This window comes from Mycolicibacterium insubricum (assembly GCF_010731615.1).
GTDB classification, from domain to species: Bacteria; Actinomycetota; Actinomycetes; order Mycobacteriales; family Mycobacteriaceae; genus Mycobacterium; species Mycobacterium insubricum.
Map to the genome: position 1 here is coordinate 384,879 of NZ_AP022618.1, position 12,414 is coordinate 397,292.

At 67.6% G+C, this 12,414-nt stretch carries 8 protein-coding genes; 1 reads left to right on the forward strand and 7 read right to left on the reverse strand.

The window, feature by feature from the left end; all coding sequences use genetic code 11:
* Nucleotides 1-37 precede the first annotated feature (37 nt).
* A complete protein-coding gene (locus tag G6N16_RS01855; RefSeq protein WP_163787733.1) occupies nucleotides 38-3,052 on the forward strand; it encodes an ATP-binding protein in 3,015 nt (1,004 codons plus the stop codon).
* Here the strand turns inward: G6N16_RS01855 and G6N16_RS01860 are convergent.
* From G6N16_RS01860 to G6N16_RS01890, 7 genes are all read right to left on the reverse strand, one after another.
* Entirely contained in the window at nucleotides 3,042-3,743 is a 702-nt protein-coding gene (locus G6N16_RS01860; protein WP_083033225.1) for an envelope biogenesis lipoprotein LpqN, read from the reverse strand. The two genes, G6N16_RS01855 and G6N16_RS01860, sit on opposite strands and share 11 nt — an antisense overlap.
* Before the next feature lie 27 nt (nucleotides 3,744-3,770).
* Nucleotides 3,771-5,120: a neutral zinc metallopeptidase gene (locus tag G6N16_RS01865; protein ID WP_083033226.1), complete on the reverse strand. Its 1,350-nt coding sequence runs from the start codon at nucleotides 5,118-5,120 to the stop codon at nucleotides 3,771-3,773.
* Nucleotides 5,121-5,811: 691 nt separating this feature from the next.
* On the reverse strand, nucleotides 5,812-6,042 hold the full coding sequence (locus G6N16_RS01870) for a hypothetical protein (protein WP_083033228.1): 231 nt from the start codon (nucleotides 6,040-6,042) through the stop codon (nucleotides 5,812-5,814).
* Between the two features lie 29 nt (nucleotides 6,043-6,071).
* Nucleotides 6,072-6,461: an HNH endonuclease gene (locus tag G6N16_RS01875; protein WP_083033229.1), complete on the reverse strand. Its 390-nt coding sequence runs from the start codon at nucleotides 6,459-6,461 to the stop codon at nucleotides 6,072-6,074.
* Between the two features lie 106 nt (nucleotides 6,462-6,567).
* Complete coding sequence (locus G6N16_RS01880) at nucleotides 6,568-10,797, reverse strand: tape measure protein (RefSeq protein WP_133052999.1); 4,230 nt, start codon at nucleotides 10,795-10,797, stop codon at nucleotides 6,568-6,570.
* 317 nt (nucleotides 10,798-11,114) lie between these two features.
* A complete protein-coding gene (locus tag G6N16_RS01885; RefSeq protein WP_163787734.1) occupies nucleotides 11,115-11,876 on the reverse strand; it encodes a hypothetical protein in 762 nt (253 codons plus the stop codon).
* Nucleotides 11,877-12,076: 200 nt separating this feature from the next.
* Nucleotides 12,077-12,304, reverse strand: a complete 228-nt coding sequence (locus tag G6N16_RS01890) for a hypothetical protein (protein ID WP_083033234.1) — start codon at nucleotides 12,302-12,304, stop codon at nucleotides 12,077-12,079.
* Between the last annotated feature and the right edge of the window lie 110 nt (nucleotides 12,305-12,414).

The window sequence follows — 12,414 nt, forward strand, 5'->3', positions numbered from 1 at the left end:
GATTCCGGTTGGAGTCCACACCCGACAGGAGGTCGCGGTGGACTATCTGATGCTCGGCTCGCTCGCCGTCGTCGACGGTGAACGAACGCCGGCGCTCGGCGGGCTTCGGCAGCGGGCCGTGCTGGCGGTACTGCTGCTGTCGGCGGATCGCACCGTTTCCATCGACGCGCTGATCGAGCAGGTGTGGGATGACGCTCCGCCGCCGAAGGCACTGGCCTCCGTTCGGGCCTACATCGCCAACCTGCGCAAGATCCTGGCCGGCGAGGATCGCGCCGACCGGCTGGCCACCGACGGCTACGGCTATCGGCTCCGGCTCGGCGATGATCGGCTCGACATCCGGCTGTTCGAGACCCGGGTCGGCCACGGCAAGCGGCTGCTCGCCGCCTGCCACACGGCAGGGGCCGCGCGGGTGTTGACCGAGGCGCTCGCCCTGTGGCGGGGCAGCCCACTGGCCGACTTTCGTGATCTTCCGTTCGCGCATCACGAGATTCACCGACTCGAGGCGCTGCGGGCCGATGCGGTGGAGGCCCGGTACGAGGCCGATCTCGCCCAGGGGCACGCGGCCTCGCTGATCGGCGGCCTGGAAGGCGAGGTGGCCGCAAACCCTCTCCGCGAGCAGCTGTGGGGCCAGCTGATGCTGGCGCTCTACCGCGCGGGACGGCGCGCCGACGCTCTTGCCGCCCATCAGCGCCTGCGCTCGATTCTCGACGAAGAACTCGGCGTCGGGCCGAGTGCGGCGTTGAATCGGCTGGCAAACGAGATCCGTTCGGAATCAGCAGAACTCGAATGGGCACCGTCATCCGAAATCGGCACCCGCGGTACCCCTGCGGCGCGATCACTGTACGGGCGGACCCCAGAACTGACGCGACTGCGCGATGCGCTGGCCGCCGCCGCCGACGGCTGCGGTGGGGTGGCGGTGGTGACCGGGGAGAGTGGCGTCGGCAAGACGGCGCTGGCCGCCGAAACAGCCCGCTGCGCCGACGATCTCGGGATGGCCGTTGTCTGGGTCGGGCATGCCGGCGGTGTCCGCACACCACCGTCATGGGCGTGGACCCAGGTGCTGCGCACGCTGGCCGCCCGCAACGCGCAGCTGCCGGGCGGCGTCGAGGCGACCCTGGACCGGGAACCGGCCGGCGACAAGACCGGCTTCGCCTATCTGGAATCGCTGGCGAACAGCGTCGCCGAGGCAGCCGGCCGCGGGCCGACACTCATCGTGCTCGACGATCTGCACCGCGCCGATCGCACCACCCGGGACGTGCTGGAGCTGCTCACCTCCTTCGTGGCCCGACGCCCGCTGTTGATCCTGGCCACCTGGCAGGACGGCGGACTCGATCTGCCGCTGCGCGAGGCCGAGTTCGACCGACTGATGGGCCGGTGCGAAATCGCGTTGTCACGCCTGCGCGGCCTGAACGGGGCTGCCACCGCCGCGCTGATCCAGAACGTCGCCGGGGCGCCCCCGTCTACCGCACTGGTGGATTCCGTCGAACGTCGCACCGGTGGGAATCCGTTCTACATAACGGAATTGACCCGTATGCTGCGTGATAGCGGGCGGCTGTCCGACAGTTCCTTCGGCGCCGACGACGTGCCCGACGCGGTGGCCGGCGTGATCCGCCGGCGGATGGCCGAACTGCCCATGCCGACCCGGGCGGCGCTGACCGTCGCGGCACTGCTCGGTGGGGAGTTCTCCGTCGACATCGCCGCCGAGGTCCTCGGCCGACCCGTCGGCGAACTCACCGACGACCTGCGCGAGGCGGAACACTGCGGACTGATTGTCAGCGCCGCGCCCCGGCGAATGCGGTTCGCCCACGGCCTGGTTCGTGACGCCGTCGCCGCCGGCACGGCCGGGTCCGATCGGACCAGACTGCATGCGGACGTCGCCCGTGCCTACGCCCGCGCCGACCGCTCCGCGCTGGAGAACGCCTTCGCCGGCGCGGAGCACGCCTGGCGGGCGGGTCCCGAACTCGACACCGCCACCGCCCGCTCGCTACTGGACCCGGCGCTGGCGGCGGCCTGGCGACGCTCGGCCTACCACGAGGCTGCCGACCTGAGCGCGTATTCCCTCGACGTCGCGGCCCGGATGCAGCCGTCCGCCGAGCGCCGCGAGTACGAAGCCGGCCTGCTGCTGCAACAGCTCACGGTCAAATCCTTCATCAACGGACAGAACTCCACGGTGGTGCGCAACGCACTGCGGCGGTTCGCCGAAATCGCCCCGAACTCCGGAGTATTCGGCGTCGAGGCGGCGTTCCGGGGATTGGAGGCCGCCTGCTCGGGCCGACTGGACGAGGCTGCGCTGCTGGCCGACGGACTGGTCGCGGTGTACGAAGAATCCGGCGATGCGATGACTGGCGCCGCCGGCTACTACCTGCGCGGCCTCGTCTGCTTCATCCGTGGTTCGCTGGACGAGTCGGCGGCCGCAGTCGACCTGCTGCTGCACCGGCTGCCGGAAGCCGACTGGCGCCGCTACGGCCAGTTGATGGCGTTCGACGTCCTGATGGCCTTCGACGTCCGCGGCTACGGTATCGCTGCCTGGGCCGCCGCCATTCGGGGCAACGCGGACGAGGTGCGACACCACGCGGCCCGCGGCGTGTCGGTGGCCGCTGCGCGCAACGACACCCTGGGCCGGTCGATCACGCTGGTATCGGAGTTGCAGGCCCGGGCGATCATGGGCCAGGTCGCCGGAACCGCTGAGTCGGCCGCCGCTGTGGGTGCGGCGCTCACCGAGAACGGCATCGCCCAATTGGCCGCCTCCGCGCACGTCATCGAAGGCTGGGCCGCGGCGCTCGGTCCCGACGGACTCGACACCGCCGCCCGGATCCGGGCCGCCATCGAGGTGCACCGCCAGGACGACACCAAGATTTTCCTGCCCCTGTATCTGCAACTGCTGGCCGACGCCGAATCCGCCCGGGACCGGGCAGCCGAGGCGAGTGCGGCATTGGACACCGCCGAAGCCGTCGCAGCGGCCACCGGGGAGCGGGTGTGGGACGGGCAACTGGCGGCCCGCAGGCTGGCGCTGCGGACCTCCGGTCGCACGTTCGCCCCGGTCACTGCGTGATGGTGGTTTCCTTGTCGACGAGGTCGGTCGCCGTCGTCAGGATATCGGCCTCCGACTCGTCGGAGTAGGCGTTGAGCTGGAGGATGTAGACGCCGTCACTCCCGGGGATCACCACGGTTTTCTGGGCGACCATCCCCTGTTTACCCTTCACGTTGTAGTGGCCGCCGAGCTGGACCGCCTCATAGCCGCCGAGGGTGTCCCGGGTCCCCTCGCTGGGCCCGTCGTACCCTTCGAGGTTCTGCAGCTCCCCGGGGGCGAGCGCAAGCAGCTGTTCGGGATCGACGTTGCCCGTGAGCTTTTCGAAGATGGCGAGGATTCGCGGCGGGTTCGACGGCACTGCCGAGTTGGAGTAGACGATCGCACCGTAGGGCGCCTCGGGCAGCTCGTCGTTGATCTGCCAACCGTCGGGTACCGGCAGGTTGACGGCCGGCCCGGGGTCGCCCTGCCGCAGCGGTGTCTCCTGGATGTGGTTTTCCTGGATGTAGTCCTGGATGGTGCGGTGTGCGCCTTTCGCCGCGGGTGTCGTGGGTTTCGGCGAGCCACTACTCGTGCTCGTCGACGTCGAGGTCTTGCTGGTCTCGGACTTGTGCTCGTCGGATTTGTTCCCAGACCCGCATCCCACTAGGACGAGGCAGAGTGCGGCGGCGGCGATCCCGGCCCGGGTGGTAGTGGTAGTGGTAGCTGTGATCATGGCGGTTCTCCTTGTGCGATAAGGGGTTCAGTTTTCTTTCAGGCAGGAGCCGGCACCGTTGATGACGCCGTTCCGGAAGTGCCGGACACGTTCGTAGCCGGCACCCTGACGGGTTGCGTCGTCGGCCCCGCGGAATACCAGCAGCGCGGTGATCGCCTCGTCGAGGTCGCCGGGCGATATCCGGTAACTACTGGTGTCCGAACGGTTTCCGAGAATGACACTCGCCGTGTAGGAGCCGGCGAAGCAGTCACCGCGCAGTGATTGGGTCTTCGCGTCGGACGTGTCGTGCGCGCGTTCCATGGCGGCCAGCCCGTACTGGGTGGCCAGCAGGGTGGCGACAGCATAGTCACCGCCCTTGCGGTAGATGGCCGGCATGGCGTTGACGTTGTCCCACCCGATGTAGTCCTCGGGGACGCAATAGAGCATGACATAGTCGGCAATCGGCGTTCCGCCGCACGACGGCGGGTCGGCGGGGTCGAACGGCTTGAGTCCTCGCACCGGGACCCAGGCGGCTCCCTCGGTCAGCTCGGGATAGACCCGGGTCCAATAGTCCTCCAGGTCATACGGCACACCGTTGACGATCGATGCGTAGGGGGCATCACCGCTGCGGGCCTCGTCCTCGGCATCGTTGAACGGCAGCTCCAGCACCATCGGCTCGTCGTCGCGGTAGTCCTTGCACGTGGCGACCCCGTTGTCATAGCCGTCCTGGAAGGCGCCAACCCGGTCGAACCCGCTGCCGTGCGCGGACGGGTCGACCTTGCTGGTGCCGGGGGTGTCCCGCAACTGCAGGATGCCGGCCAGCGCCGAGTCGAGTTCTCCGGCGTCGGCGGCGAATACTCCGGAGTCCTGGGCGTGGCGGGCCCAGCCGCCGGCGAAACAGTCGGCCTGCAGCTCTTTGGTCACCGTGCGGGCGGTGAAGTTCGACCGGGCCTGCACCGCGTGTCCCCACTCGTGGGCGAACACGATCGGGATGACGAAATCGCCGAACTTCGACTGCAGCCCGGGCAATAGACCCTCGGCGTCCCAGGCGACAACGTCCTTCGTGGAGCAGTAGAAGGCGTTGCCGGACACCTCGGAGACATCCTGGGCGCACGGCGGCGCGCTGTCGTGCGACGGCAGCACGGAGTAGAAGCCGCCGCTGACCGGGCGGTAGTCGGTGCCGTACAGCTTGGAGAACTCCTGGCCCCAGAAACTCTGCAGGTCGGCGATGGCCTTCACGGCGATCTGATTCACCGGTGCCGATGCGTCTCCGTGGATATCGATACCGTCGGCAGCGGGCTTCGCCGACGGGCTCGACTGCGCGGATTCGCCGGTACCGCCGCAACCGGAAAGCACCAGAGCGCACGCCGCCGCGACTGCGACCACCTTTCTTTGCATGCCACAGGACGCTATCCACGCACATTGGAAGCTGTTTGGAACAGCAGCCTGGAATTGGTCTGCCGCTGGCGGGCGCGCCTTTCGAGTTCCGACGGCGGGACCGGTTCACATCGGTCGCCCCGTATCAACCCAAGGACTGATCGAGATGACCACCACCAGCAAGGTCTGGCTGATCACCGGCGCGTCGTCGGACTTCGGGAAGGCCCTCGCCCACGACCACCCCGACCGGGTGCTGCCGCCGGCCGTGGACCAGGCAGCGAGCGGTAGCCACCAACACAGCAGTCACACTCAACTCCCTCATCCCGGGAGCGTCAAGGATCAGCCGAAACACCGCCAATTATCAAACGAAGATACTGCCCAGCATCAACCGAGGTCATACAGGAAAAGTGCGCCCGAAGGGATTCGAACCCCTAACCTTCTGGCCCCGGTTTTGAGGTCGCAACAGTTCGCGGTAGTCCGTAACAATGTTGCACTGCAATCTATCTCGACGGTGCCTAGTACGCGCAGATACAGGTAAGTACGGATCGGTTCGGGACCGTTTCTACGGGGAAAATACGGAGTACCCGCAAACCTTCGGCCGACCGTGCCAGCGCGCCGAGAGACGGGGTGCGGAATGCCCCCACCGACCCCGACGGGCGTCCCCCTCAGGGCATAGGGATGGCGAGAGGGAGCAGGTTTTTTCGCGAGGGATCTACTCGGGCCAGGCCACGTCGATCATGTCGTCGGGGTTGAACATGCGCTCGGTGCCGGCCGAGAGCGTGAACGTCATGTAGTAGGTCCGCAGTCCGGTCTCGGTGTCGGTCCAGAACCCGTACTTGGCGTCGGTCACGAACAGCCAGGGCGCGGCGGGATCGTCGGATTCCCTGAGGTAGTAGCGATGTTTGCCGGAGAGCTCACCGGCCTTGCATTGTTCGATCCGCATGTGCTGATCATCTGCTACCGCAGGCGGGATCACCACTTGCGGGTCGTGAGGATCGTCAATCCCGGGGCACCGACGGGGTGTGTTCCGCCGTGGCGGTTGCAGTAGCTTCCGTCTGTCCGGCAGTGACCGGCTGTGTCGGCGAGGGGGATGCCGTAGTGGGCGGCGGCCGCGGCGGCCTTGGCGTCGATGGTGTTGGAGCGGGTGCGGTTGCAGGCGCGGTGGCTGGCATCGACGTTGTCCCAGTCGTCAGCCGGTCCGCCGAGGCTGACGGGCAGCAGGTGGTCGACCTGGAACGCGCCGGGGTCCAGGTAGTGGACGGTGTAGTCGATGTCGCGGCCGCAGATGTGACAGGGACGGAACTGCTTGCGCAGCCGAGCTCGCAGGCGCTTCGCCGCCGCATCGTTCTCACGCTGAGCCACCGCTGGCACCTCCGATCAGAGGGTGAAAGAAAAAACTTTCGGGGGGAGGAGATCCCTATGCCCTGAGTCGGAAGTCCGGTCGGGTCGAGGGGTCGGTGCCCCAGGGTCATCCGGGCCTCACTGCGGCGAGGTTGCGGCGGATGGTCTGGTTGTTCTTGGAGTCGAACGTTTGGGTGAGGGTGGTGGGGTTCATGCCGACGTTGCCGTTGATGACGTAGGACGGCGCAGAGTCGGGGCCGGGTGCACCACCGGAGACCCCGTGCTGGATCGGTTCGGTGACCGGCTGGCTGGCGGTCTTGATGAAGTCTGCGACGCCAGGCAGGCCGATGCCGCCGAGCGCCCCGCCACCGATCCCGCTACCGCCGGTGTCGTCTCCGCCGGAGAGGACGTTCTTGGCGAGTCCTGTTCCCCAGTTCGCCAGGGCCATTGCGGATTTGAAGTTGGGCCAGTCGAAGGGGTTGGAGATGACACTGCCGTCGAATCCGATCCCTTGCAGCAGCCCGGAGATCAGGGACTGGCCGAAGCTTTCCGCGCCCCCGTCGGAACCCTTCAGCTGCTTGTCCGAGCCGTTGGCGGCTTTCTCCTTCGCCGCGGCGAGTTTGTCTTCGGCGATGCCCTGACGTTCCTGCGCCGCCGCCAACCTCTGCGCCGCAGCGTCGCGTTTCTTCTCCGCGATCGCCACCTTGTCCGCCGACGCGCCCTTCGCCTTCAAATCCGCGACGCTCTTCTCCGCCGCATCCAGCGACGCCTGCGCGGAGGTGACCGCGGCCTTGCTGCTGGTGACCCGCGCCGAGGCGGTACGCACCGCCGCCGAACTGCCACCGGAACCGCTACGGCTGGGATCCTCACCACCGGCGATGGCGATCCACGCACGCTGCGGGAACGACGCCGCACCGTCAGCCATCCCGCCGAACGCGCCACCACCGGAGCGGCCACCCATCTCCACATTGACGTTGCCGCCGTTCGGGTCGACGATCGTCCCCGCCGTGTGCCCACCACCGGCGCCGCCGTTGCGCCAACCAACCCAGTACGCGGCGATCCCGGCGGGCGGGTCACCCATCTGGAAGCCGCGCGCCAACAGCGCCTGGCCTTCCGCCGCTGTCCCGAACCGGCCGGACGCGCCGGTCAGATAGTTCACGATGGCGGCCTGGGCGCCGCTGCAGTCCGTGCCGCTGAGAGCGGGCGGCCCGCCGCGCACGTAGGCGCCGCCGCTGATCTGAGAGGCGAACTGCTTCAGCGAGTCGAGGGTGATACCGCCGTCTTCCATGACGGTCATCCCGAACAGGCGGGCGACCTCCGAGAGGATCGCGGCCGACCGCTTCCGCTTCCCCGGCGCGAGGGGAATGTAGGCTTCGCCGCCGGTCTGCTTTTCCGCGAACACCGTGCCGGCGCCGCGACCCGAGTACAGGCCCGCGGTTTCCGGCTTCCGGATGTAGCGGAACCCACCATCGGCCATCGGGACGATCGCCCCAACCAGGCGGGGGCCTGCGACGCCGCCCAGGCCGGGGAGTGATCCGTTCGGTGCCAGCGCCGGGGCGCCGGGCTGGGTTCCACCGGCAGCGTTCTGCAACACCTGGGTGACGGTGATGGTCTTGTTCTCGTCCTTCAGCAGGGCTGCCAGGGCCTGCTGGGTCTGCGACAGGCTGTCCGGGTCGACCTTCGTCATGATCAGCTTCTGATCGACGATCCGGGCCTCGTATCCGAGGTTCTTGAGCAGCTGCAACGTCTGATCGCCGAGCGGGGCGGTGACCTCGATCTGCTTGTCGTTGCCCTCTTTCACCTCGGCGTTCATGGCCTTGAGGAGGTCGAGGACCGCCTTGCCGCCGGGGGTGTCGATCTTGATCGGGTGGTCGGTGGGGATGTCACCGGACTGCAACAGCTGAGCGACCTTACCGAGCTGGCCACCGAAGTCCGAGAGGCTGCCACCCAGCGACTTGTAGGCCGCCTTGATCTTCGGGACGGTGGTCCCGTAGGCCTCGGCCAGCGCGGCGAACTGTTCATCGTTTTGCCGCAGCACCTCGGTCATGTCGCGGCCGTGCTGGGAGTAGTCGGCGGTGGTGTCGGCGAGTTGCTTGAGGACTCCGGCCAGGTCCACGCCGTTGCCGATCTGCTGATCGATCTCACCGTTGGCCAGGAACAGTCGGTCTCCGACGCCGCGGGACGCATCTACCGGGCCTTGCAGTGTGGAGCGGGCCGCGTCGACGGCGCGGGTGTGGGCCGCGGCGGCGTCACCGGCGGTCCGTGCCGGGTTCATCGCATCCATCGCAGCCTTGAGGGCCTTGGTCTTGTCGGCTGCGGTGGCGGTGTTGTCGGCGAGAACCCGCATGGCCGTTGCCATCTCGTAGACACCGGGAGCGACCCCAGCGGCGACGGCCTGCTGCTTCAGGAACTCTCCGCGAGCTAGTCGCATTGCCGCGGCGGTCTTCTGACCACCGTCGCCGGCACCTTCCAGTTTCTGCACGAGCTGGTCGAACACCGGTTGCGACCCGTATGTCACGTCGGCCAGTGTCTGGTTGCTCATCTTCAGCGCATCGAGTGCGGTCTTGGCCTCTCTGGAGGCGTTCGCCTCGTCTCGGATCTCGTTGGCAACCGAGTCGTATTTGCCGCCAAAGCGGGGAGTGATCATTCCTCGAAGAGCTGCCCAGTTCCCGGTCGAGCCGGCCTTGCGGTATTCGTCGGCCCACGATGCCGTGCGTTCGCTCGCGGTTTGAAGTTCGTCGCCTAGTGCCTTGATTCGGTCGACTGCCTCGCCTTTGACGGTGTCGTCGAACGCGCCGCGGGACCGCATTAGCGCCTCGTTGAGGTCGGTCTGAGCCTCTCGTGTTCGCTTGATGGCGTCCTGGTATGCCTGCATCGACTGTGATGCCTGCTGGTTCTTCGCCATGACCGCGCCGATGGCGACGGTGGCGCCCATCAAGGCGATGTTCAGTGGTCCGCCGAGCGCCCCGACGAGACCACCGACGGCAGATTTCATCGAGTTCAGTGCCCCGCTGCCCCGCGCGGCGAGGGTGGACCACGCGGCGTTGGTGCGGCTGATCGATTGCCCGGACATCATCGCCAGGTGCTGCTGGAGGCGCATCTCGTCGCTGAAGCCGCGGAACAGTCCGGTGATCCGGCTGCCGCCGGACTGGATGGATGCGACGCCGCGTCCCCATGCGGCGAACATTCCCGTTGTGGCCGTGCCGGTTTGGGTCATTCCGGCGCGCATCTGCCCCAGGATCGCCGGGATGGTCCGGAACCCGAGCCACGCTGCCGCTGCGGCGGTGACCATCCCTTGGTGCCCGGACATGAAATCCCCGAGCCCGTGAATCAGCGGGGAGACAGCATTCAGCGCGCCGGCCGCGGCTTCCAGTGCCACGACGAACAGCTGCCAGGAGGAGACCCCGAGGCTGGCCGACGCGTGGGCGAGTGAGGTGCCGATCTGGCCCAGAGGGGGCCCGAGTTCCTTGGCGGTCGACCACAGCGAAGCCAGGAGGGCGCGGACTTCCTGGGCGTTCGACTGGACCGCTTCGTTGCCGGCCAGGGCATGCCAGGCGCGTTCCACTCCGGGAATCCACCGGTCGAAGACCTTCTCGTCGAAGGCTTCGGACAGTTCGGTGATCTTCGGGGTCGCGGCGTCGATCGACGTGGTGATGCTCGTCAGGGTGGCGGGAAGGCGCTTGAAGCTGGGTTCCTCCGCTGCGGCACCCGCGCGGCTCAGCGCGGCCTTGACGTTCTCGAACGCACCCCGGACGGTCTTGCCCATGTTCAGGGCCGCCCCCGAGATGTTGTTGCGGATCGCCGCCTCGAACACCTCCGAGGAGATCTTCGCCTTCCCCGCCATCTTCTTGACCAGTTCAGGGGCGACGTTCATCTCGTTCGCGATCCACTGGTAGATCGGCAACCCGCGGCCGGCCAACTGGTTCAGGTCGTCGGTGTAGGCAGTGCGGCCGGTGCGGACCTGATTCAAGATCAGGCCCATATCCGACAGTGATGTGCCAGCCACCGCGGCGGCGTCGGCCGTCAACTTCAGGTACGAGGTCAGTTCCTTGCCGGGCTTCACACCTGCGGCGACAGCACTCGCCGCGATCGTCGCGGCGTCACCGAGCCCGTAGGCGGTCCCCTTCACGCTGGAGAGCGCGGAGTCCATGATCTGCGCGGTGCCCTGCGCGTCATGCCCCAGAGCAGTCAGCTTCCCGCGGGCGTCATCGATCGCCGTCAACCGGTTCAAGCCCAGCGTGAGAGCGGTACCCAGCGTCGCGGTGATACCCGCCGCTGCGGTCACCGCACCCGCCTTCAACGCCTTGCCCATCACTGCGGCGCCGCGTTGGCCGACCTCGGCCAGCTTCCGCTCCACCGCCGTCAGGTTCGTGTTCGCCGCGACACCTCGGGAGAACTGCTGCCCAACGCGGCGGCCGGCGCGATCACCGTCCGCCTGGTTCAGTGCACGCCGGATATCCCGCTGCATCCCCTCGGCGGAGACAGCAAGGGTTACCCACGCGGTTGCTAACTCCGGCATCGCGCACCTCCTAAATCAATTGCAGTAGTAGTGGTTTCGGTCGGTCGCTGCCGCGCGGGCGGGCATGAAAGGGGTGATTGCGAAAGCCACCCGCACCGCGCGGCAGCGCCGAGTTCATGGGTCAGAACTCCGCTTCGGGCATGTGGTCAGTCCTTTCAGGCGCTGGCCGGTTCGGGCAGGTCGGTAGTGACGCCGAGCTCGGCGAGGTTGGCGACGTGGGACCAGAACATTTCGATCTCGGTGCGCCGGTTGTAAGAGCGGCCGGGCGCGAAGAGCTGGTCTGCAAAGTCGTAGGCGCGCTGGATGGTGTCGCCGTCGGGCAGCCAGGGGTCGTTGTCGGCGACCGTGAGCAGCCACTGGTTTGCCGGCACAGCGTTCATGCTGCTGTTGCCGTAGCTGTCGACCTGCATCGCACCGGCATGGGAGGCATTGAACCAGGCGCGGATTGCGGGTTCGGTGCTGTTGCGGGCGGGGGTAGTACCGCGGCGCTGCTGCCAGTACGGCACCACTTCGAGGAACCGCGCGACCTCACCGACGGTGTCGAAAGGCCGGCCGAACGCTCCCACCCCGCCGCCAGCGCCCCGGTTTCCGGCCGCGTACCGGCGGTGCTCGGCGCGGATCTCGACATACCGACCAATCAGACCTTGCACCAACTGGTAGTCAGCGACAGCGTTCTTCCCCGCGGCGAGCGCTGCGTCGGCGCTGGCAGGTTGCCCGGCGATCCGTTCGCGGTTGTCGCGTACCGCGGCCATGAGCTGGTCAAGCTGGCCGCGCAGGAAGTCCAGGGCGACATCGGCGTGATTCGCCAGGAGGGTGGCTTTCTGGTGGTGCAGGTCGGTCAGCTCGGTTGCGAGCATCTGGTGGAACTCGTGGCGGCCGAGCTGCGCGGTGTACTCGTTGCCGTAGTCGGCGCACATCTGCCGTAGGTCCAGTGGGCCGTCGCCGTCGAGGCGTTCGCGGACCACGTCGAGGTATCGGAGGCTGACCGGTATCCCAGCCGCGGCGAGGGCCGGGAGTTCCTTCTTCAGCCGATTCTCGCGGTGTTCGGCTGCTCGATAGCCCGGAAGCTGGTCTAGTACTGCGTCTTTCATTGACTGCGGCATCGGCGTCATCCCTCTCATAGGTTGAATCCGACGACGTGCTCGCGGCTGGTGTCGACGTGGATCTTGTGGTCCTTGGCGTAGGAGTCTCGGCCTGCGGCCAGCGCCTTGGACGCCGATTCCCTCACCTGCTCAGGTGTCAGTCCGGTGTCGGCGGGTTCGCGCACTTCGCCGACCACCGCCTTGAACTCGTCGTCGGTCAGGCCGGCGAGCCACTGCTTGGCGCCGGCTTCCAGTGGGTTCATCGGTTCCTCGCTTCGACGTATTCGATGACGGTGCGGCGGTGGAAGATCCACCGGCCGGAGATCTGCACTCCGTCGAGGTCCGCGGCGATCCGGCGGGTATGCCGGGTGCT

Coding starts and splice junctions, on each gene's coding strand:
- G6N16_RS01885 (WP_163787734.1), bottom strand. CDS start 11,876: ATGTGCGCCGACTACGGCAACGAGTACACCGCGCAGCTCGGCCGCCAC.
- G6N16_RS01890 (WP_083033234.1), bottom strand. CDS start 12,304: ATGAACCCACTGGAAGCCGGCGCCAAGCAGTGGCTCGCCGGCCTGACC.
- G6N16_RS01860 (WP_083033225.1), bottom strand. CDS start 3,743: ATGATCACAGCTACCACTACCACTACCACCCGGGCCGGGATCGCCGCC.
- G6N16_RS01870 (WP_083033228.1), bottom strand. CDS start 6,042: ATGCGGATCGAACAATGCAAGGCCGGTGAGCTCTCCGGCAAACATCGC.
- G6N16_RS01865 (WP_083033226.1), bottom strand. CDS start 5,120: ATGCAAAGAAAGGTGGTCGCAGTCGCGGCGGCGTGCGCTCTGGTGCTT.